Here is a 19,954-nt window from a genome sequence, read left to right on the forward strand (position 1 = left end):
CTTGCTCGGCCAACACTGAGCCGTTCGGGCGACCGTCCACGGCCGCCCCAGTGAACCATCAGCAGCGTGAAGGTGAATTCTCGGCAACGCCAGGCCGATGCCTTGATCGCACCCTTACGAGACCGCCTCGACCACCATTTACGCTGGCTTGCATGGACGTGAACGTAGCCGCCGCCGCTGCCTGCGCCATAGCCGGGCTCGGCGTCGGCCTCACGGCCTCCATCGCCTTCCGCTGGAGCGAGCGCGAGCAGGGGCGAGGCAACAGCGGCAAGAACCCAGGGCAGGACCTGGTCCAGGAACCAGCCTTGCCCCCGGGCGTGGACACCGTGCTCTCGGTGCTGCGCTCGTGTGCGATCGTGCTCGGTGACGGCGACGAAGTGGTCAAGGCCTCCTCGGCCGCCTACGCGATGGGTCTGGTCCGCGGCGGCAAGGTGGCCGTCGACCAGATGCTCGCGCTGGCCCGCTCCACCCGGCGGGACGGCGAGATCCGCCAGGTCGACCTGGAACTGACCCGGCCGGGCGCCGCCGCCCGGACCGCCGAACCGCTCGCGGTCTCGGTCCGGGTCGCCCCGCTCGGCTCCCGGCTGGTGCTGGTCCTGGTCGAGGACCTCACCGACCGGCGGCGGATCGAGGCGATCCGCCGCGACTTCGTGGCGAACGTCTCGCACGAGCTGAAGACCCCGGTCGGCGCGCTGTCGCTGCTCTCCGAGGCGGTCGCGGACGCGTCCGACGACCCGGAGGCGGTGCAGCGCTTCGCCGGGCGGATGCAGGTCGAGGCCACCCGGCTGGCCAGCCTGGTCCAGGAGATCATCGACCTCTCCCGGGTCCAGGACGACCAGCTCAAGGTCGACCCGGAGCCCTGTCCGGTGGACGAGCTGATCGCCGAGGCGATCGACCGGTGCCGGCAGACCGCCGCCGCCAAGCAGATCCACATCACCGCGGGCGGCACCGGCAACCTGTACCTGACCGGCAACCGCGGCCAACTGGCCGCCGCCCTCGGGAACCTGGTGGAGAACGCGGTGAACTACAGCCCGCCGCGCACCAGGGTCGCGATCGCCACCCGCCGGATCTCCAGCGCCGCCGCGCTGGGCGAGGCGGACGGCGAGCTGATCGAGATCTCGGTGACCGACCAGGGCATCGGCATCTCGGAGAAGGACCGCGAGCGGATCTTCGAACGCTTCTACCGGGTGGACCCCGCCCGCTCCCGCCTCACCGGTGGAACCGGCCTCGGCCTGTCCATCGTCAAGCACGTCGCCGCCTCGCACCGCGGCACCGTGTCGGTGTGGAGCGTCGAGGGCCAGGGTTCCACCTTCACCCTGCGACTCCCGGCCGGCCAGGCACCGGCCGCGGACCGCGCAACTCACGCACCAACCACATTTCCTGCCCCGGAGGCCCGATCGTGACCCGTGTACTGGTTGTGGAGGACGAGGAGTCGTTCAGCGACGCCCTCTCGTACATGCTCCGCAAGGAGGGCTTCGAGGTGGCCGTCGCCGCCACCGGCCCCGACGCACTGGAGCAGTTCGAGCGCAACGGCGCCGACCTGGTCCTGCTCGACCTGATGCTGCCCGGCCTCCCCGGCACCGAGGTCTGCCGCCAGCTGCGGGTCCGCTCCAACGTCCCGGTGATCATGGTCACCGCCAAGGACAGCGAGATCGACAAGGTCGTCGGCCTGGAGATAGGAGCCGACGACTACGTCACCAAGCCCTACTCCACCCGCGAGCTGGTCGCCCGGATCCGCGCGGTGCTCCGCCGCCGCGGCGAGGACGGCGGCGCCGACGGCGCGGCGGCCCCCGGCGCGCTGGAGGCCGGCCCGGTCCGGATGGACGTCGACCGCCACGTGGTGACCGTCGACGGCGCCAAGGTCGACCTGCCGCTCAAGGAGTTCGACCTGCTGGAGATGCTGCTCCGCAACGCGGGCCGGGTACTCACCCGGATGCAGCTGATCGACCGGGTGTGGGGCGCGGACTACGTCGGCGACACCAAGACCCTGGACGTCCACGTCAAGCGCCTGCGCGCCAAGATCGAGCCGGACCCGGGCGCCCCGCGCTACCTGGTCACCGTCCGCGGCCTGGGCTACAAGTTCGAGCCGTAAACCGTCACCCGGAACACCGCGAAGGGGCCCCGCACCGTGCGGGGCCCCTTCGCGTGCCGCGGGTCAGTGGGCGGAGGCCGAGGCGCTCGCGGAGGTGGACGGCGGGGCGGCCGGCGAACCGCTCGCGGTGGCGCCGGGGGAGGCCGAGGCCGACGCGGAGGCCGACGGCGAGGCCGAGCCGGACGGGCTCGCGGAGGCCTTCGACTCGGCCTTCGGGCCGTAGCCCGCGTAGACGCCGGCGCCCGGCTGGACGTTCGCCTGCGTGGAGACCTGGCCGGCCCGGCCGAAGGTGAACGAGGTGGGCGCGTAGCCGCCGACCGTCAGCTTGGCCGAGGAGACCTGCGCGATCGGGCTGTTCTCGCGGCCGCTGACCAGCACCGAGCCGCCGGCCGGGATGACGATCTCGGAGACCGCGTCGCCCTTGGGGCCGGTGAAGGTCGCGGCGGCGTCTCCGACCTTGAGCGACTTCAGGGTCTCCGGGGCGCTGCCGGAGTTGCTGATGTTGACCGTGACGGTGGCCGCGCCGGAGTACTCGCCGGCCGCCCCCGCGGGGGTCACCACGACGATGTTGTTCAGCGTGAGGTCGGCGCCGATCGAGGTCGCCGCGTTGTCCGGCTTGATCTGCAGCGTCTCGGCGTCGTTGCTCGCCGAGCAGGCGGCCAGCGGGACGATCGCGGCGAGGACGATTGCGGCTGCGGCGCCGCGTCGAAGGCTCCGGCTCACGGCGGCGACTTCTCCTTGGTACGGATCCACGGAAAGGATCACGGGTCGGTGGTCGACGCTCACACTACCGACCACACATATCCGGCTCTCACGGGGTGGCCCCGTGTCGCGAGGCGATCACGATCGGCACCGTTCGGCGAGTCGGGGCAAAAACTCAAGATCCAATCATGGTTTCGAGCCGGTTGCCAGAGGTTTCGTCCGGCGGTCGTACCGCCTCCGACCTGCGGGAAGCCCGCGTCGAACACCGGTCGCAGCATGCGACGGGGGTGGTTGTCAAGCCCTGGGACCCGCCCTGACCTGCGAAAACGCCCTTCGGGTCAGCCGAAAAGCGTGTTATTCTGGAAAGCCACGGAAGGGGTCCTGTCACATGACGTTCAAGGTTGGCGACACGGTGGTCTACCCCCATCACGGGGCTGCGCTGATCGAGGCCATCGAAACTCGCCAGATCAAAGGTGTGGACAAGACCTACCTGGTGCTGAAGGTGCAGCAGGGAGATCTCACGCTCCGCGTTCCCGCGGAGAACGCCGAGTTCGTCGGCGTGCGCGACGTGGTCGGCCAAGAGGGGCTCGACCGGGTCTTCGAGGTGCTGCGGGCACCGTACACCGAAGAGCCCACCAACTGGTCGCGCCGGTACAAGGCGAACCTTGAGAAGCTCGCGTCGGGCGACGTGATCAAGGTGGCCGAGGTCGTCCGCGACCTGTGGCGCCGTGAGCGCGAGCGCGGCCTCTCGGCCGGCGAGAAGCGGATGCTGGCCAAGGCCCGGCAGATCCTGGTGAGCGAACTGGCGCTCGCCGAGAACACCAACGAAGACAAGGCCGAGACGCTGCTCGACGAGGTCCTCGCCTCCTGAGCGCGGTTCGCCCGCAATCGTTCGCCGTACGGCCGAGCCGAACACAGCCCTGCCCGACGGTATGACGCAGCGCCCGATGGTGCCCGAAACGGCACCGCGGGCGCTTCGGCATGCCCACAGGCGTGGCGAAGCCGCCGGTCGGTTCGGCTAACGTGCAGTCAGGAAGGGGGCCCGTCCGCACGCGAATACGCACTCGGCTCGGGCCATACCCATCGCGACCAAGGAGCCAAACCTGAACGGCACAGCACAGCTTGCGGCGGCGGTCGTCCCGGCCGCCGGGCGTGGCGAGCGACTCGGTCCCGGAGCGCCCAAGGCGCTGCGCGAACTCGGCGGCGTGCCGCTGCTGGTGCACGCGGTGCGGGCGCTGGCCGCCAGCCGGGCGGTGGGCGCGGTGGTGGTGTGCGCCCCGCCGGACGGCGTGGCCGAGGTGGTCGGGCTGCTGAGCGGCCACGGGCTGGACGGCGAGGACGTCCGGGTGGTGGCCGGCGGCGCGACCCGGCAGGAGTCGGTGCGGCTCGGCCTGGCGGCCGTCCCCGCGGGCACCCGGGTGGTGCTGGTGCACGACGCGGCGCGCCCGCTGGTCCCGGTCGAGGTGGTGGACGCGGTGGCGGCCGCCGTCCGGGCCGGCGCGGAGGCCGTGGTGCCCGCCGTGCCGCTCGCCGACACCGTCAAGCGGGTCGACCCGCAGCCGGCCGGGACGCCCGAGCCGGTGCTCGACACGCCGGACCGGGCCACCCTGCGCGCCGTGCAGACCCCGCAGGGCTTCGACCTGGCCGCGCTGGTCGAGGCGCACGACAAGGCGGTGGCCGAGGGCGCCGAGGTCACCGACGACGCCGGGCTGATCGAGCGCTCCGGCGGCCGGGTCGTCGTGGTGCCCGGCCACGAGGAGGCGTTCAAGGTGACCCGTCCGCTGGACCTCGTGCTCGCCGAGGCCGTACTCGCCCGCCGGAGGGCCACCGATGGCTACTGAGCCGCTCTTCCCGCCGCTGCCGCGGGTCGGCATCGGCACCGACGTGCACGCCTTCGAGGCGGGCCGGCCGCTGCGGGTGGCCGGGCTGGACTGGCCGTCCGAGTACGGGCTGGCCGGGCACTCGGACGCCGACGTGGCGGCGCACGCCGCCTGTGACGCGCTGTTCTCGGCCGCCGGGATCGGCGACCTGGGCGCGCACTTCGGCACCGACCGGCCCGAGTGGGCGGGCGCGGCCGGGGTCGCGCTGCTCGCCGAGGCCGCCCGCCTGGTGCGGGAGGCCGGCTTCGAGATCGGCAACGTGGCGGTCCAGGTGATCGGCGTCCGCCCGAAGATCGGCAAGCGGCGTGCCGAGGCGCAGGCCGCGCTCTCGGCGGCGGTCGGCGCGCCGGTCTCGGTCTCCGGCACCACCACCGACGGGCTCGGCCTGACCGGCCGCGCCGAGGGGCTCGCCGCGATCGCGACGGCGCTGGTGTACGAACGTCCCTCCGCCTAGCCTGGGTCCTGACGGGGGGTCAGGACTCGGCTCTGGGAGGACGGATGGGCGCGGAACTCACCGACGGGGTGAAGGCCCTGCTGGACGCGAAGAGCTTCGCGGTGGTGGCGACGGTGCAGCCGGACGGCAGCCCGCAGGCGTCGGTCGTGTGGGTGCGGCGGGACGGCGAGGACATCCTGTTCTCCACCGTGCAGGGCCGCCGCAAGCACCTCAACATGGTCCGCGACCCGCGGATCAGCGTGGTGATCAACCCGCCGGGCCACCCCTACCGGTACTTCGAGGCGCGCGGCGAGGTCACCATGACCACCGAGGGCGGCCGCGAGCTGATCGACGAACTCTCCCGCAAGTACCGGGGGGTGGACTACGAGGCGGACGGGCCGGACGACGTGCGGGTGGTGGTCCGGCTCAGCCCGCGCAAGGTGATCGGCAACCTGTAGCGGCGCGCGACGGGTCGGAAGGAGGTGGCGGGGCACCCCCCGCCGCCCACTACCCTGGACGTCGTGACCCTTCGTCTGTACGACACCATGACCCGCCAGGTACGCGACTTCGTCCCGCTGGTGCCGGGCTGTGTCTCGATCTACCTGTGCGGCGCCACGGTGCAGGCGCCCCCGCACATCGGGCACATCCGCTCCGGCCTCAACTTCGACGTGATGCAGCGGTGGTTCCGCTACCGCGGCTACGACGTCACGTTCGTCCGCAACGTCACCGACATCGACGACAAGGTGATCGCCAAGGGGCGCGAGCAGTCCACCGAGTGGTGGAAGATCGCGTACGCCAACGAGCGCGCCTTCAACGAGGGTTACACCGTGCTCGGCTGCCTCCCGCCGAGCGCGGAGCCGCGGGCCACCGGCCACGTGCCGGAGATGATCGAGATGATGCGCGGGCTGATCGAGCGCGGCCACGCGTACGAGGCCGACGGCAACGTGTACTTCGCGGTGACCACCTACCCGGACTACCTGGCGCTCTCCAACCAGGAGTTGGAGAACCTGCGGCAGCCCTCCGGGGACGGCGAGACCGGCAAGCGCGACCCGCGCGACTTCGCGATGTGGAAGGCCGCCAAGCCGGGCGAGCCCAGCTGGGAGACCCCGTGGGGCCGCGGCCGGCCGGGCTGGCACCTGGAGTGCTCGGCGATGGTGCACAAGTACCTGGGCAGCGCCTTCGACATCCACGGCGGCGGGCTGGACCTGATCTTCCCGCACCACGAGAACGAGATCGCCCAGTCCAGGGCGTACGGCGACGAGTTCGCCAACTTCTGGGTGCACAACGCCTGGGTGACGCTGGCCGGCGAGAAGATGTCCAAGTCGCTGGGCAACTCCGTGCTGGTCTCCGAGATGGTGCAGCGCTGGCGGCCGATCGTGCTGCGCTACTACCTGGCCGGACCGCACTACCGCTCGATGATCGAGTACAGCGAGGAGTCGCTGCGCGAGGCCGAGACCGGGTTCAACCGGATCGAGGGCTTCATCGAGCGCGCCGTGGAGCGCTGCGGCACGGTCGACGCCGCGCCCGAGGTACCGCTGGCCTTCGCCGAGGCGATGGACGACGACCTGGGCGTGCCGCAGGCCCTCGCGGTGCTGCACACCGCCGTCCGGCAGGGCAACAGCGCGCTGACGGCGGACGACAAGGAGTCCACCGTGGCCCGGCTCGCCGAGGTCCGGGCGATGCTCGGCGTGCTCGGCCTGGACCCGCTGGACCCGATGTGGGCCGGCGGCGGCGCCCAGGGCGAGGAGCTCACCGGCGTGGTCGACTCCCTGGTCAAGCTGGTCCTCGACCAGCGCCAGGCGGCCCGCGCCCGCAAGGACTTCGCCACCGCGGACGCCATCCGCGACCAGCTCGGCGAGGCCGGGCTGGCGATCGAGGACACCCCGTCCGGCCCGCGCTGGACGATCAACCAGTAGCCCCCCGGGGCGCGGGAGGGCCGTACCTTTGAAGGGTGCGGCCCTCGCGCACTGACGCAGACACGTAGAGACAGGAAGTACAGCCATGGCCGGCAACAGCCAGCGCAGGAACCGCCGCAACCCCGGATCGAAGAAGGGCGCGAGTGTCGGTACCGGCGGCCACAGCCGGAAGGCGCTCCAGGGCAAGGGCCCGACCCCGCGCGGCGAGGAGCGCAAGGGCCACCCCAAGCAGCGGGCCGCCAACGCCGCGATCAAGCGCGAGCGCGACGCCAAGTCCCGCGCGGGCATGCGCCGCTCCGGCGCCGGTTCGCGCAGCGGCCGCGGCGGCGCGGGCGCGGCCGAGCTGGTGGTGGGCCGCAACTCGGTCGTCGAGGCGCTGAAGGGCGGCGTGCCGGCCACCGCGCTGTACGTCCAGCAGTTCATCGACACCGACGACCGGGTCCGGGACGCGTTCCAGGCCGCCAACGAGCGCGGCGTCCCGCTGATGGAGGCCCCCCGCCCGCAGCTGGACCAGATGACCGGCGGCCTGAACCACCAGGGCCTGGTGCTGCAGGTCCCGCCGTACGAGTACGCGCACCCCGACGACCTGCTGGCAGACGCCGCGGACGCCGGACAGGACGCGCTGATCATCGCCCTGGACGGGGTCACCGACTCCCGCAACCTGGGCGCCGTGGTCCGCTCCGCCGCCGCGTTCGGCGCGCACGGCGTGGTCATCCCGGAGCGCCGGGCGGCCGGCATGACCGCCGGCGCCTGGAAGACCTCCTCCGGCGCGGCGGCCCGGCTGCCCGTGGCCCGCGCCACCAACCTCACCCGGGCGCTGGAGGCGTACCAGAAGGCCGGCCTGATGGTGGTCGGCCTGGCCGCCGACGGCGAGGCCGAGATCGGCGACCTGGAGGCCCTGACCGGCCCCGTGGTGATCGTGGCCGGCTCCGAGGGCAAGGGCCTGTCCCGCCTGGTGTCGGAGACCTGCGACCTGCGGGTGCGGATCCCGATGCCCGGTCAGACCGAGTCGCTGAACGCCGGTGTGGCCGCGGGCATCGTGCTGTACGAGGCCGCGCGGCTGCGCGCCAAGCGCTGACGACTGCTGCTGACGCTCCGTCACGGCGCCTGCCGTGGCCGTCGTTTTGGTGAGTCAACCGGTCGGGTCCGGTCGGGCCCGGTCGGTTTTCTCATGATCACTTCAAATCCTCTCCCGGAATCCACCCGGGAGAGTGTCCTCCGGGCCCGTCACCCGGTTAGAGGGGTGTGGACACCAGAACACCTCGGCGCACCGGGCCGCTCCCCACGGGGATAGACGACGGTCCCGGCCTCAACACGGTCAGGGTGCCGTCGGATCCGGCGAAGCTCAGCAGCACCCAGGCCAGCTTCCGGGTCAGGCTCGCCGCCCCGGTGGCCCCGATGATCGACGCCCCGGCCGGTGCCGCCTTCGGCGATCCGTACGGTCTGCAGGGCGGCATCCGCCCGATGGTCACCCCGCAGGTGGTGGTGCCCGCCGCGGCGGTGCCCACGCTGGCCGGGATCACCGCCGCCTCGGTCGTCGGCGGCTCGGCCGTCGGCGCGGGGGCCCGGCGCAAGGCGCGGGTGGTCACCTGGAGCGGCCAGGCCGGTCCCGGCGACACCGCCGCCACCCGGCTGCTGGAGGCGGTGCGGCTGAGCACCGTGCCCGCCCCGGCGAAGTCCTTCACCGACGACGAGACCCAGCAGCTGCAGGCCGTCCCGCGCCAGTACGGACCGGCCGGCTCCGGGGAGGCCCCGCACGTGGGCGTGCCCGAGGTGCTGGACGACGCGGTCCGGGTCGGCGGGCGCAGCTGGGAGCCCGAGGGCGAGCTGCCGGAGATCCCCTCGATGAGCGAGGGCTCCAAGCACGCCTGGTACCCCGGCCGCCGGGTCGACCTCGGCCTGGTGCTGCTGCCGCTGCGGGTGCTGCTCGGCGCGCTGTCGGTGTACGCCGGGTTCAGCAAGCTCTGCGACCCGGTGTACTTCGACGGCGGCGAGCGCGGGTCGATGATGCGCTGGCTCTCCTCGCTGCACCCGTGGAAGGTCGCCCAGCCACTGCTGGACTTCGCGATGGCCCACCCGGTCGGCGCGGGCCTCGCGGTGTCCTTCGTGGAGATCGTGGTCGGCGTGCTCGCCGTCCTGGGCCTGTGGCAGCGGCTCGCCGCGGGCACCGCGATGGCGCTCTCCGCCGCGCTGCTGTTCACGGTCAGCTGGAAGGCGGTGCCGGTCTACGACACCCCCGACCTGATCTTCCTGGCGGCGTGGAGCCCGCTGCTGATCGCCGGCGCGCCGTTCGCCTCGCTGGACGGCCGGATCGCCCTGGAGGCGTTCCGCCGGTACGGGCCCGGCGAGCCGGGCGCGGTGCGGCGGCGGATGCTGCGGCGGCGCACCGTGGTCACCGCGGTGGTGGTCGGCCTGACCCTGCTCACCGGCTCGCTGCTCGGCGCGGCGGTCCGCACCGGCCGCACCCAGGCGCCGGCGCACCCGCCGACCGACTACGGGTCCCCGGTCTGGCCCGCCAACGGCCCGTCGCCGACGCCGACCGGCCCGGCCCCGAGCAAGGCACCGGCGAGCACCGCCCCGGCCTCCCCGTCCGCCCCGGCCTCGCCCTCGCCGAGCCGCAGCGGCAGCAAGAAGCCCAGCGGTGCGCCGAGCAGCCCCGCCGCGTCGAGTCACGGCACCGGCGGCGGGAGCACCGGCTCCGGCAGCGGTGGCGCGGGCGGCGGTACCGGGACGGGCGGTGCGCCGCCCAGCACGCCGCGCTCGCAGCCGTCCAGCGGCGTGATCGGCGGGCTGCTGGGCAGCGGGCCGCCGCTGCTGGAGCTCGGCATGCCGCGGACCGGCGGCGAGGTCGCCTGACGGCCGGTCAGGCGGTGGGCGGGGAAGCCGCGCAGGGCCCCTTCCGGAGCGTTCCGGGAGGGGCCCTGGCTCTTTTGTGCGGCTTGTGGGGGCCGGGCGCTAGGCGCGGGTGGCGGCGAGCTCCTTGGCGGCCTCGGTGAGGTCCTTCGCGGTGTCGATGGCGCGCCAGTAGCAGCCCTGCGGGATCTGGTAGCCGGCCAGGCGGCGGCCGCGGGCCAGTTGCGGGAAGGTCGTGCGCTCGTGGTCGCCGACGTCCGGGAGCAGCTCGCGGAAGCCCGGTGCGAAGACGTACAGCCCGGCGTTGATCAGGAACGGGGACGGCGGGGCCTCGATGAAGTCCAGCACGTTGCCGAAGCGGTCGGTCTCCACCGCGCCCCACGGGATCCGCGGCCGGGCCAGCGCCAGGGTGGCGACGGCGCCCCGCTCGTGGTGGAAGGCGGCCATCTCGCGCAGGCTGAAGCGGGTCCAGATGTCGCCGTTGGTGGCGTACCAGGGCTCGTCGGGGCGCGGCAGGGCGCGCGAGGCGAACTTCAACCCGCCGCCGCGGCCCAGCGGTTCGGCCTCCACCACGGTCTGCACCCGGAGCGGCAGCTCGGCCGCGGCCAGCCACTCCTGCAGCACCTCCGCGAGGTGCCCGCAGGAGATCACCACGTCGGTGACGCCCTCGGCGGCCAGCCAGGCCAGCTGGTGCCCGATGATCGGCGTCCCGGTGCCGGGGATCTCCACCAGCGGCTTGGGCCGGTCATCGGTGTACGGGCGCAGCCGGGAGCCCTGGCCGCCCGCCAGGATCACCGCCTGGGTCACGACGGGCACCGGGGTGCCCGCGACGGCGGCCGCTGCTGTGGAGGGGGTGTCTGCGGTCATGACGCCACGATAGGGCCCGCCCGGGGCGGGCCCCATCGGTGACGTGTCGTCAGGCCGGGTCGGCCCGGGCCCGGGTCGACCCGGGCGGTGGGTCAGGCCGAGTTGGCCCGGGTCGACCCGGGCCAACCCAGAGTCGGCCCGGGTCAGCCCACCACGCCGGCGGCGAAAGCGCCGTCGCAGACCGGGCGGGCGAAGGAGCGGGCGCGCTGGACGTCGCCCTGGTACTTCTTCACCGCGGCGCGGCCGAGGTCGCCGGCCAGCGCGGTGCAGTACGGGGTGAGCGAGGGCTTCTCCCGCATGGTGCGCTCCAGCAGGTCGAGCGCGGTGCCGGGGTTGTGGTTCTTCAACTCCTCCAGCAGGTCGACCCGGAGGGCGTCCTGCGGGGCCAGGCCCTGGGTGTTGGGGGAGGTGGAGGTCCGGCCGATGGTGCCGTCGCCGCTGGAGGCCGCGACCACCTGCTGGTCCAGCCCGGTCGGTGGGGCCCAGGGGACGCGGGTGACGGCGAGCGTGCCGGTGGTCACCAGGATCACCGGCAGGGTGAGGGCAACGGTCTGGCCGATTCGGCGAACGAGCTGTTTCACGCATCGGAGCGTAGCGGTGCGTGGCGGCTCGGGCGCGTCGCGTTACACCATCGAGTGAGGCGTGTCCCGTTTTGTTCCGCCGTCGGGTTGACGGGAACGGCGGAACCCCCTGCCGACCGCCGTGGGCAGGGGGTTCCGGGTGGAGCTGTGTGTCGCTACCGGTCCGGTCCGAGCTGTGTTGCCACCGGGTCCGGTCGGAGCGTCAGCGGCTCAGGCGCTCGCCGGTGGTGGCGAACACGTGCGGCTCGTTGCCGACCGGGACGACGTGGATGGTCTCGCCGCGCTGCGGGATCTCCCGGCTGTGCACGCGGACGACGATGTCCTTGTCCTCGCCGGAGACCTGGGTGGTGCCGTAGACGAAGCCGTCGGCGCCGAGCTCCTCGACCACGTTGACGGTGACCGCGACGCCCTCGAGGCCGCCGGCCGGGACGATCTGGAAGTGCTCCGGACGGATGCCGACCACGACCTTCTTGGCGTCGCCGGCCTTGGTCAGGTCCTCGCGGTCGATGTTGATGACCGAGCCGCCGAACTTCACGCCGCCGTCGACCAGCGGGACCTCGACCAGGTTCATCGCCGGGGAGCCGATGAAGCCGGCCACGAACAGGTTGCCGGGCTTGTCGTACATCTTGCGCGGCGCGTCGACCTGCTGGAGCAGACCGTCCTTGAGGACCGCGACGCGGTCACCCATGGTCATGGCCTCGGTCTGGTCGTGGGTGACGTAGACCGTGGTGATGCCCAGGCGGCGCTGCAGCGAGGCGATCTGGGTACGGGTCGAGACGCGGAGCTTGGCGTCCAGGTTCGACAGCGGCTCGTCCATCAGGAAGACCTGCGGCTGGCGGACGATCGCGCGGCCCATCGCGACACGCTGACGCTGACCACCGGAGAGCGCCTTCGGCTTGCGGTCCAGGTACTCGGTCAGGTCGAGGATCTTCGCGGCCTCTTCGACCTTGGTGCGGATGTCCGCCTTGTTCACGCCGGCGATCTTCAGGGCGAAGCCCATGTTCTCGGCGACGGTCATGTGCGGGTACAGCGCGTAGTTCTGGAACACCATGGCGATGTCCCGGTCCTTCGGCGGCAGGTGGGTGACGTCGCGGTCACCGATGCGGATGGCGCCGGAGTTCACGTCCTCCAGGCCGGCCAGCATGCGGAGGCTGGTGGACTTGCCACAGCCGGAGGGGCCGACCAGCACGAGGAACTCGCCGTCCTCGATGTGCAGGTCGAGCGCGTCGACCGACGGCTTGGTGGCACCCGGGTAGACACGGGTGGCCTGGTCGTACGTCACAGAAGCCATGATGCTTCGCTCCTTCACCGGCAGGAACGTGCCGGACGATCCGAGTAAAGGTTGGGTTGTCCGCCGCGCCCTGGAGGTCTGAACCACTTGGCCGGGCTCGGCTCTCCGCGACGGTACCTGGCGGTTCATCCTTTTGTCAGCCCTCCGCCGCCCCCGATTTCGGCATCGATCCGATCACGGCCTCCCCCCGGCCACCCCACACCTCCCCGCCCGTAACCCCCCGCATCTCCGCCCCCCCGCCCGGTACACTGCCCCATGGTGCCGCCGTGGGACTCCGCGGACGGCCACCGCGCCTCCTTAGCTCAGCTGGCCAGAGCACCGCTCTTGTAAAGCGGGGGTCGTCGGTTCGAACCCGACAGGGGGCTCAGGCTCCGCAGCAGGTCAGAGGCTTACGGGCAAGAGAATTGGTCTAGACAAAACCCCCTCCAGGGCCTCCTGGAGGGGGTTTTGTTGTCCGGTGGGGACAGGGTGAGGACACGCCGTCAGGCGACCTTCCCGGTGGGGACGCGCGACCGCACCCGGTCGTTCGCGGAGGCCGCCACCGGAGCAGCTTCCCGTGCGCCCACCGGCACCTCGGCGGCTGGAGCGGAGCCCCGCACAACGGCCACGATGGAGGCAGCCACCTTGGGGAGCAGCACGCCCGCGCCTGGTGCCAGCGCCCGCAGGATCTCCATCACGGAGTCGGTGACCTCGTCGCCGGACGACTCGGGGAGATCGCTTGAGCCCCCGCGAGGAACGACGGACAGGGGAGCCTCGGCGTTGGCCCGGTCGAACTGCGGCATGAGCGCGGTGTAGGAGTTCGCGGTGAGGTTGTACGAGGAGTGGCCCAGGAGAGCCTGGATCGCCTTCATGGCGAGACCGGCCGCCAGGGACAGCGAAGCCGCCAGCGCCCGCAGGCCCTTGAGGTTGATCGGCAACAGGTCGTGCTTCTCGATGAGCCGGTCGAATATCTGCGAGACGGTGTCGGGGTGGTACGGAGTGCCGTCCTCAAGGGTGAAGACCTTCCCGGAGTTCGTCCACGCCTTCGCGCCGTCCTTCTCCCACTCCTCCCGCTCCTCCTGCTGGCGCTGCTTCCAAGCGAGCAGCAGCCGCCATGTCTCGGAGTCGAGGGTGATGGTGCGATCGCCGCTCTCGCTCTTGGGGGTGTCCTCCCAGACCTCCACCGAGTCCGTCACCAGGTTCTCGATGACGTGGATGGTTCCTGCTTCCTCGAGGTCAGTCTCGGCCCACGACAGGCCGAGGGCTTCCCCGCGGCGGAGCCCCCGGAAGGCCATGAGGTGGAACAGGGGGTAGAGCCGGTGCTCGGTGACCAGGTCGAGGAAGCGGCCCGCTTGCTCGGGCGTCCAGATCATGACCGGGCCGGGGATCTTGCCGGTCTCCCGGTACGCCTTCTCGCGGGCCGGGGTCCAGACGAGCGGCTTGGGCCGGATGTACTTGGGCAGGACGACGCCGGTTGTGAAGTTCTCCGCGATCAGCCCTTCGATGATCGCGGCCTTGAAGGCCCCGCTGAGGGTGTTCTTGAGCTTCAACTGCGTTCCGGGACCGGTGATGTGACGCGGCTTCGCGCGTGCAACCTTCAGGGCTTCCTGGGCGGCCTTCCAGTCGGCCCGCAGCGCCGGGTCCTTCCCTCGCCCGCCCGCCTTCCACGCTGCGTGGGCCGCGCGCTCCGCGACCAGGGCGGCGTTCGCCTCCTCCTGGTTCTTCTGGTGCGCGAGGTTCTGTTCGGTGATGCCGCGGAACATCGCCTTGACGTGCGTGACGCCCAGGTCCCGCATCTTCACCTTGCCGAAGGCCGGTATGTAGACGCGCTCGATGTAGTCCCCGTAGTCGTTGCGGGTGGAACGCTTCAAGTCGGTTCGCTCGGTGAGGTATCGGCGCAGGAAGTCCTCGGCGGTCTCGTCGGAGAGGACGTCCACGCCGTCGTTGGCGAGCAGCCACAGCTTGGTGGCTGCCTCCTCGGCCTTGGTCTTGGACTCGAAGCCGCCCTTGCGGGGCCGTCGGCGCTTCCCGTCGGGCCCGGCCGGCAGCTCGACGTAGTAGTACCAGGAGCCGTGGTCCCGCTTGCGCAGCTCTGGGCAGTCGTCGCCCAGTGCCCGGAGCTTGGGCTGCCCGTCGGCTGCGAACTCCGTGTTGCCCGCGTCATCGGTCACCGCGACCTTGCAGCCGCACCGGCGGTAGGTGGTGCCCTTGAAGACCGGCTTCTTCGCCAACTCGCTTATCCCTTGCCTGTCGATCGTGATGCTTCTGTCTGGTGAGACCACGAGTGGCACGTGATCTCGCCGGTTTTTCACGGTTGACTGTTATGTTGCGCGGCTTGTAAGACAGCTTCTGTATGCTGCAAGGACGCTGGCGTGGGGGAGACAACGGCGGAGAGAGATGGCTGACAGCGACGCCAAGAGCGTTGGCCAGTCGAGGGACACGGCGCAGGGTATGAGCGAGGCCGAATTGCTGGCCCTGCCCACAGCGGTGAGCGTGCAGATCGCGGCCCGCGCGCTCAACATCGGGGTGAACAAGGCGTACGAACTGATCCGCGACGGGGAGTTCCCGGTGCGGCTGCTCACGCTGGGCAAGACGATCAAGGTCCCGACGGCGGCCCTGCGTTCCTACCTTGGCGTCGAGACGGCTGTGCCGACCTCGCACTCGGAGGCATCATGATGTATCACGATCCGTGCTGACCTTTACTCGTTTGACCTCCAGTTGTGTACCCTACTTTGGCTAGCTGGCGTCAAGTGCCAGGGGCGCGGCGAGGGCGTGGAGGCCAGACATGCCGAGGTTGTACGGATTCGCCGACGCGGCGCGTACCACCCTGATCGACGAGGAAGCGGCTGTGCTGCAAGCAGCGGGACGCCGCCGCCTGGAAGGGCAGTCGTGGTACGAGATCACCGCGTGGATGGAGGCGGAAGGCCACCTCTCCACGATGGGCAACCCCATGAGACCGGGCACCCTCGCGGAGGTCTTCGCCAATCCCGCCGCTGCCGGACTCAAGCGGACAGACTCGGGCGAGCTGGTGAAAACCGGCGGGCCGGCAGCCATCTCGCCCGAGATGTTCGTGAAGGTGGCCGAGCTCAACGAGTCCCGAAGGCCGGCCACCCGCAGGGACGATCAGGACTACCTGCTCACCGGCGATCTGTCGGTGACCTTCGACTGCGGGCTGTGTGGCACCCCGCTGTCCACTTCGCCCTCCAATTCGGGCTCTCGGGGGTACCGGTGTAAGCCGAGCACTCGCCAGCACCCTGGCGGCTGCGGCCGGGTCCGCCTGAACGCCGACCTCGGTGAGAAGTACGTCATCGAGCACGTGCTCGCCGAACTCTCCAAGCCCGAGGTCCGCGCCGTGGTCGAGGCCGCCAAGGACAGCCTGCTCGCCGAGATCCCTGGCTTGAAAAAGCGCCTGGAGGAGGACAAGAAGGTGCGCCGTGCGATGTCGGCGCAGTACGCCAAGGCCAAGGAAGTCGCCCACCAGGACCTGGCCGGGGGCGTGCTCGCCGACGTGGAAGAGGCGAAGCAGGAACTCGCCCGGCGGCTGCAAGAGGCCGAGGCGGTGGTGGACGAGCGCATCGCGCGGGACTCCTCCCGACTCCGGTTCCTGAGCCAGGTCTCGCTGGTGCCCTCGGCCGACGTGCCCAGCCTGATCCGCTGGTGGAAGCACGCGCCGTTGAAGTCGCGGAAGGCCCTGATCGGCGCGATGCTCGAACGGATCTCGGTCTACCCGGGAGGCAGGGGTTCCCGGACGGTCGACGCCGACCGGGTGGCGCTCCAGTGGCGGAAGTGGGACGAGACCGCCGCCCAGTAGCCCCGAAGGGCGTACCGGGCGGCGGGCCGGTCAGCGGTCGACTGCCGCGCCGCGGCTACCCGCCAGCGACACACAGAGCCCGATGACGACGAACAGGATGTAGAGGCCCGCCATGGGCGAGGAGATCGCCTTCTCCGTGCTCAGGCGCCACGGGTGGGACAACTGCACGGCGATCAGGTACCCGCCCTTGCTGATCGAGTAGGCGACGCAGGACGCTCCGCCGAGCGCGACCAGGGTCAGCCCGTAGCTGGCCGTGCGCCGCTCCCGCCAGGAGTGCACCGCCAACCCTGCGGACAGCACGGCGATCTCCAGGCCGGCGAGGGCCGCGAAGGCGAGGTAGGTCAGCAGGTAGGCCACGATCTGCGGGTTGTCCGCGTTGTCGGTGGTGAACTCCCGGCCGGAGTCGTTGGCCGTGCGGAACTGGAGCGTCAGGGCGACCGCGATGATGGCGACCAGGGTGAAGCGCGCCCACACTCCGCTGGGGATGTACGGCTTCTCGTACACCCAGTCCACGATCATGATCTGGAGGCTGGCGCAGAAGGCCACCGCGCCCAGGTGCGCGAGCAGCTTCGCGCCGCCCGCGACGCCGGTCAGCTCGTTGAAGGTGTCGGCGACGGCAGGGATCGCGATCAGCGACCCGAGGAAGCAGACCGCGAGTGCCACAACCCTCGACCAGCGGGCGACTCGGTAGGTCGCCTGCGTGCGCCGCCGCCAGGCGTAGCGCAGACACAGGGCTGTTCCAAGAGCCGTTGCCAGCGAGCACACGCCAAATATGAGCCCGTCCACGGGGGTTCACAGTCCTTCCAGGTCATCGGCTGCCCGCTGGGCAGCCTCGGCGAGACTGAGCCGGCGTCGCGGCCGGCCCTGTCGTGGTTGATCGATCCCTGCTGGCGGTACGGGGATCTCAGGCACGCATTCAGGCAGGCCGCGCTTGCGGCGGATTGCCTGGACGTAGCACATGACGTCAGTCATGTCCTCTACGTCCAGACCGTCCATCAAGCGGACCGCATCGCGCGCTGCCTTGTGCTCGGAGAGGACGCGCAGGGCCGTCAGGTCGTTCCATCCGGGGAGGAACCAGGCGGCCGGGGCGTCCAAGGCCCGAGCGAGAGCGGTGATCGTAGCCGAGGTGGGGTTGTCGTTCTGTCCATTTATCAGGTCGTTTACCGCCGTGTGTGAAACGGCGGGCCGAAGGTAGCCCGGCTCGGTCGTCCATCGGGAGATGTCGCGTGCACTGGGGATGTGGCCGTCTGGATCTCGACGGAGGCGCAGCATTAACTGCAACTTCGCGGCCAAGCTGGTCGCGGCGGCAGCAGATTCACTGCCCGTCATGAACCATCCCCCTTGATATGCCTACGTCCGGTTTGTACGCCTCCGGCCCCCTTCGGCGTCGAACCAGCCCCCTGTGAAGACCTTATGAGATTAACTTGACACTTAAATCACCTCGGGCGCAAGATCCTTCCTTCGGTGGAGGTGCCGCAGTGGCCGGGGGCTGCGTTGGAGCGTCCGCTGCGCGCCTGACTGGCGGCGGCGGAGAGGGGGACGGGCGATGGTCGAGCTGGATGAAGGGCGAATCCGGCTGCTGGCGAGGGAGAGGCCGAACGTGATCGAGGCCGGCGGGAGCGGGAGTTCGCCGGAGGAGGTGCCGGAGGGGGCGCTCAGGGTGGTCGCCGCCCTGGCTGTCGCGAGCGGCGAATCCGCGGTGTGCTCGCCAAGGGGGGAGTCGGACTAGCGGGCTCCCCGCAGTCCGTGAAGATAGGTGACACGACTGCAAGCTTGGTGCTAACTTCTCACACGTCGGCAAGGATTCGCAGTTGCGGAGGACTTGTCGGCCCGTGCTGCGCACGGCCTTCTCGCTCTCCCCGTGGGTGGTCGACCCCCCGCGCCCCGCCCACGGGGAGCCCACCGCGCGATCGCGGATCGGCGGGAAGGTCCGCGCCGCATTCGAACCAGGCCCGCCCCGGCGTCCACGACGGGGCGGGCCTTCGCATAGGTGGACGCGCGAGGGACGTGATGGTTGCAACGCCGACCGGACATGCTGAATCCGCCCTGTATCGCCGGCTTCTCGCCGAGCGGTACGGGCCCCTGTCGAAGCTCCTGGCCGAGGAGTATCCGGCGAGCCTGATGCCGAGGGAGGAGCCCGATCCGGTCGAGGAGGTGGCGCTCTCCGGGGTTGATCCGGATGCCGCCACCCATCGCGCCCTCCTGGAGGTTGCGCTGAGCCGACCCCGAAGGCGCGTTGCGACCTCCGACCTCTCCCGGCCCGCCGCGCCCGAATCGCCGGAGGCTTGGAGTCGGGTGTGCCTCGCCTGCCGCTGTGTCGTCACCGGCGGCGCGACGGCCTACCGCGCCCACTGTGGCCGCGAGAAATGCCAGATTGCGCAGAATTTCCGGGAATTGAATTCCCGAATTTAATTGCCGCCATTTATTGCAATAGAGGTGAATGCGACTAAGATATAAGTATCAAGTTGAAAGCCACCGGACAGGCCGGGGCTGAGAATGGAGCAGAAAATGTTCAAGCAGATCGAAATCGGCCAGATCGCCCCGAACCCGGAGCAGCCGCGGAAGTTCTTCGACCCGGAGAAGCACGCGGAACTGGTCACCTCGATCAAGGCCGTCGGCCTCGTCCAGCCGATCACCGTCCGGGAGGTCGAGGGCAAGGAGGTCCCCTACCTGATCGTTGCGGGGGAGCGGCGCTGGCGGGCGGCCCAGGAGGCCGGCCTGACCTCCGTCCCGGTCCAGGTCCGCGAGGCCAACGAACTTGAGGCCCACGTCCTCGCCATCACCGAGAACGTGGTGCGCGCTGACATGACCATCCTGGAGGAGGCCGCCGCCTACGCCGACCTCGCCGCGCTCGGTTGGGACGCGGACAAGATCGCCAAGCAGTTCGGCAAGTCCAAGACCCACATCCAGTGGCGCCTCGGGCTCCTCACCCTGCGGGCCGAGGTCGCCGAGATGGTCGAGAAGGGTCAGATCAAGCCGAACCTCGCTTGGCACATTGCCCAGCTGAGCCCGCAGCACCAGATCATCGCCGCCAACCGCTACGTCCGCGGGGACTTCGACAGCGAGATCGAGGCCGCCAACTTCGCGCAAGGGCTCCGCATGGCGGAGCAGCAGACGAGCATGATCACCGAGGAGGGCCCCTCCCTGGAGGACCAGGAGAAGAAGGCGAAGAAGAAGGCGCAGGCAGCCGACAAGCTGTCCAGGGTGGAGGCGATCATGCCGCTGCTGGAGGAGCTGACCACCCAGAAGCCGGAGGACCTGGCGGCCATCCTCGGCGGCGAACTCCCCCGGTATGTGCGCGAGCTCGACAGGCTCGCCAACCGCGTGACCCTGGCCCGTCGGATCGTCCGGCAGGCCAACGGCATCCACGACGCCGCCGAGACCGTCGCCAAGACCAAGGCTGCGGCTGAAGCCCCGAAGACCCCGGCGGCCCCGGCCAAGAAGGCCGCTCCGGCCCCGGCGGCCCCGGCCAAGAAGGCCGCTCCGGCCCCGGCGGCCCCGGCCAAGAAGGCCGCTCCGGCCCCGGCGGCCCCGGCCAAGAAGGCCGCT

The 19,954-nt window shown here is 71.0% G+C and carries 20 protein-coding genes and 1 tRNA gene; 14 read left to right on the forward strand and 7 right to left on the reverse strand.

What is annotated here, in order from left to right; all coding sequences use genetic code 11:
• The first annotated feature begins 152 nt into the window (after positions 1–152).
• Positions 153–1,403 (forward strand): ATP-binding protein, encoded by a 1,251-nt coding sequence (locus AB0K51_RS09130; protein WP_363452223.1) that lies wholly within the window; start codon positions 153–155, stop codon positions 1,401–1,403.
• On the forward strand, positions 1,400–2,092 hold the full coding sequence (locus tag AB0K51_RS09135) for a response regulator transcription factor (RefSeq protein WP_014136565.1): 693 nt from the start codon (positions 1,400–1,402) through the stop codon (positions 2,090–2,092). The genes AB0K51_RS09130 and AB0K51_RS09135 overlap by 4 nt, the downstream gene beginning before the upstream one ends.
• A 63-nt stretch (positions 2,093–2,155) precedes the next feature.
• Here AB0K51_RS09135 and AB0K51_RS09140 read toward each other — a convergent pair whose 3' ends face one another.
• A complete protein-coding gene (locus AB0K51_RS09140; RefSeq protein ID WP_363452225.1) occupies positions 2,156–2,815 on the reverse strand; it encodes a DUF461 domain-containing protein in 660 nt (219 codons plus the stop codon).
• Positions 2,816–3,182: 367 nt separating this feature from the next.
• Between AB0K51_RS09140 and AB0K51_RS09145 the strand changes: the two genes are divergently transcribed.
• The 7 genes from AB0K51_RS09145 to AB0K51_RS09175 all read left to right on the forward strand — a co-directional run bounded on the left by AB0K51_RS09145 (position 3,183) and on the right by AB0K51_RS09175 (position 9,879).
• On the forward strand, positions 3,183–3,665 hold the full coding sequence (locus tag AB0K51_RS09145) for a CarD family transcriptional regulator (RefSeq protein ID WP_014136563.1): 483 nt from the start codon (positions 3,183–3,185) through the stop codon (positions 3,663–3,665).
• A gap of 211 nt (positions 3,666–3,876) precedes the next feature.
• Positions 3,877–4,635 carry a 2-C-methyl-D-erythritol 4-phosphate cytidylyltransferase gene (ispD, locus tag AB0K51_RS09150; RefSeq protein ID WP_363452437.1) on the forward strand — a complete coding sequence of 253 codons (759 nt, stop codon included), beginning with the start codon at positions 3,877–3,879 and terminating at the stop codon, positions 4,633–4,635.
• The gene (ispF, locus tag AB0K51_RS09155) at positions 4,625–5,128 is read left to right on the forward strand and encodes a 2-C-methyl-D-erythritol 2,4-cyclodiphosphate synthase (protein WP_363452227.1); all 504 of its coding nucleotides are present in this window, start codon (positions 4,625–4,627) and stop codon (positions 5,126–5,128) included. The genes ispD and ispF overlap by 11 nt, the downstream gene beginning before the upstream one ends.
• Before the next feature lie 44 nt (positions 5,129–5,172).
• Complete coding sequence (locus tag AB0K51_RS09160; protein WP_363452229.1) at positions 5,173–5,565, forward strand: PPOX class F420-dependent oxidoreductase; 393 nt, start codon at positions 5,173–5,175, stop codon at positions 5,563–5,565.
• 63 nt (positions 5,566–5,628) lie between these two features.
• Positions 5,629–7,023, forward strand: coding sequence for a cysteine--tRNA ligase (gene cysS, locus AB0K51_RS09165; protein ID WP_363452231.1), 1,395 nt, complete (start codon positions 5,629–5,631; stop codon positions 7,021–7,023).
• An 85-nt stretch (positions 7,024–7,108) separates the two neighbouring features.
• Complete coding sequence (gene rlmB / locus AB0K51_RS09170; protein ID WP_363452233.1) at positions 7,109–8,101, forward strand: 23S rRNA (guanosine(2251)-2'-O)-methyltransferase RlmB; 993 nt, start codon at positions 7,109–7,111, stop codon at positions 8,099–8,101.
• A gap of 245 nt (positions 8,102–8,346) precedes the next feature.
• Positions 8,347–9,879: a DoxX family membrane protein gene (locus AB0K51_RS09175; protein ID WP_363452235.1), complete on the forward strand. Its 1,533-nt coding sequence runs from the start codon at positions 8,347–8,349 to the stop codon at positions 9,877–9,879.
• A gap of 99 nt (positions 9,880–9,978) precedes the next feature.
• Here AB0K51_RS09175 and AB0K51_RS09180 read toward each other — a convergent pair whose 3' ends face one another.
• From AB0K51_RS09180 to ugpC, 3 genes are all read right to left on the reverse strand, one after another.
• On the reverse strand, positions 9,979–10,743 hold the full coding sequence (locus AB0K51_RS09180; protein ID WP_363452237.1) for a nucleotidyltransferase family protein: 765 nt from the start codon (positions 10,741–10,743) through the stop codon (positions 9,979–9,981).
• Between the two features lie 143 nt (positions 10,744–10,886).
• Complete coding sequence (locus AB0K51_RS09185) at positions 10,887–11,324, reverse strand: hypothetical protein (RefSeq protein WP_363452239.1); 438 nt, start codon at positions 11,322–11,324, stop codon at positions 10,887–10,889.
• 202 nt (positions 11,325–11,526) lie between these two features.
• Entirely contained in the window at positions 11,527–12,615 is a 1,089-nt protein-coding gene (gene ugpC, locus AB0K51_RS09190; protein ID WP_363452241.1) for a sn-glycerol-3-phosphate ABC transporter ATP-binding protein UgpC, read from the reverse strand.
• Positions 12,616–12,906: 291 nt separating this feature from the next.
• Here ugpC and AB0K51_RS09195 point away from each other — a divergent pair.
• A tRNA-Thr gene (locus AB0K51_RS09195) sits at positions 12,907–12,980 on the forward strand.
• Positions 12,981–13,097: 117 nt separating this feature from the next.
• Here the strand turns inward: AB0K51_RS09195 and AB0K51_RS09200 are convergent.
• The gene (locus tag AB0K51_RS09200) at positions 13,098–14,825 is read right to left on the reverse strand and encodes a tyrosine-type recombinase/integrase (protein ID WP_363452243.1); all 1,728 of its coding nucleotides are present in this window, start codon (positions 14,823–14,825) and stop codon (positions 13,098–13,100) included.
• 166 nt (positions 14,826–14,991) lie between these two features.
• On the opposite strand from AB0K51_RS09200, the gene AB0K51_RS09205 reads away from it, so the two are divergent.
• Both AB0K51_RS09205 and AB0K51_RS09210 read left to right on the forward strand, forming a co-directional pair.
• Positions 14,992–15,270, forward strand: coding sequence for a helix-turn-helix domain-containing protein (locus AB0K51_RS09205; protein WP_363452245.1), 279 nt, complete (start codon positions 14,992–14,994; stop codon positions 15,268–15,270).
• A 109-nt stretch (positions 15,271–15,379) separates the two neighbouring features.
• Positions 15,380–16,405 carry a recombinase zinc beta ribbon domain-containing protein gene (locus tag AB0K51_RS09210; protein WP_363452247.1) on the forward strand — a complete coding sequence of 342 codons (1,026 nt, stop codon included), beginning with the start codon at positions 15,380–15,382 and terminating at the stop codon, positions 16,403–16,405.
• A gap of 30 nt (positions 16,406–16,435) precedes the next feature.
• On the opposite strand, the gene AB0K51_RS09215 is transcribed toward AB0K51_RS09210, so the two are convergent.
• Positions 16,436–17,068: a hypothetical protein gene (locus AB0K51_RS09215; RefSeq protein ID WP_363452248.1), complete on the reverse strand. Its 633-nt coding sequence runs from the start codon at positions 17,066–17,068 to the stop codon at positions 16,436–16,438.
• 129 nt (positions 17,069–17,197) lie between these two features.
• Positions 17,198–17,734 carry a hypothetical protein gene (locus AB0K51_RS09220; RefSeq protein WP_363452249.1) on the reverse strand — a complete coding sequence of 179 codons (537 nt, stop codon included), beginning with the start codon at positions 17,732–17,734 and terminating at the stop codon, positions 17,198–17,200.
• Positions 17,735–18,415: 681 nt separating this feature from the next.
• Between AB0K51_RS09220 and AB0K51_RS09225 the strand changes: the two genes are divergently transcribed.
• The gene (locus AB0K51_RS09225) at positions 18,416–18,817 is read left to right on the forward strand and encodes a hypothetical protein (protein ID WP_363452250.1); all 402 of its coding nucleotides are present in this window, start codon (positions 18,416–18,418) and stop codon (positions 18,815–18,817) included.
• A gap of 96 nt (positions 18,818–18,913) precedes the next feature.
• A partial coding sequence (locus AB0K51_RS09230) for a ParB/RepB/Spo0J family partition protein (RefSeq protein ID WP_363452251.1) occupies positions 18,914–19,954 on the forward strand: 1,041 nt, incomplete at its 3' end.

The sequence above is a fragment of the Kitasatospora sp. NPDC049285 genome, assembly GCF_040678815.1.
Classification (GTDB): Bacteria; Actinomycetota; Actinomycetes; order Streptomycetales; family Streptomycetaceae; genus Kitasatospora.

Bases quoted from the DNA above. Each gene is read 5' to 3' on its own strand.
- ugpC (WP_363452241.1), bottom strand. From the start codon at position 12,615: ATGGCTTCTGTGACGTACGACCAGGCCACCCGTGTCTACCCGGGTGCC.
- AB0K51_RS09225 (WP_363452250.1), top strand. From the start codon at position 18,416: ATGGTTGCAACGCCGACCGGACATGCTGAATCCGCCCTGTATCGCCGG.
- AB0K51_RS09160 (WP_363452229.1), top strand. From the start codon at position 5,173: ATGGGCGCGGAACTCACCGACGGGGTGAAGGCCCTGCTGGACGCGAAG.
- rlmB (WP_363452233.1), top strand. From the start codon at position 7,109: ATGGCCGGCAACAGCCAGCGCAGGAACCGCCGCAACCCCGGATCGAAG.
- ispF (WP_363452227.1), top strand. From the start codon at position 4,625: ATGGCTACTGAGCCGCTCTTCCCGCCGCTGCCGCGGGTCGGCATCGGC.
- AB0K51_RS09210 (WP_363452247.1), top strand. From the start codon at position 15,380: ATGCCGAGGTTGTACGGATTCGCCGACGCGGCGCGTACCACCCTGATC.
- AB0K51_RS09145 (WP_014136563.1), top strand. From the start codon at position 3,183: ATGACGTTCAAGGTTGGCGACACGGTGGTCTACCCCCATCACGGGGCT.
- AB0K51_RS09220 (WP_363452249.1), bottom strand. From the start codon at position 17,734: ATGACGGGCAGTGAATCTGCTGCCGCCGCGACCAGCTTGGCCGCGAAG.
- AB0K51_RS09130 (WP_363452223.1), top strand. From the start codon at position 153: ATGGACGTGAACGTAGCCGCCGCCGCTGCCTGCGCCATAGCCGGGCTC.
- AB0K51_RS09180 (WP_363452237.1), bottom strand. From the start codon at position 10,743: ATGACCGCAGACACCCCCTCCACAGCAGCGGCCGCCGTCGCGGGCACC.
- AB0K51_RS09205 (WP_363452245.1), top strand. From the start codon at position 14,992: ATGGCTGACAGCGACGCCAAGAGCGTTGGCCAGTCGAGGGACACGGCG.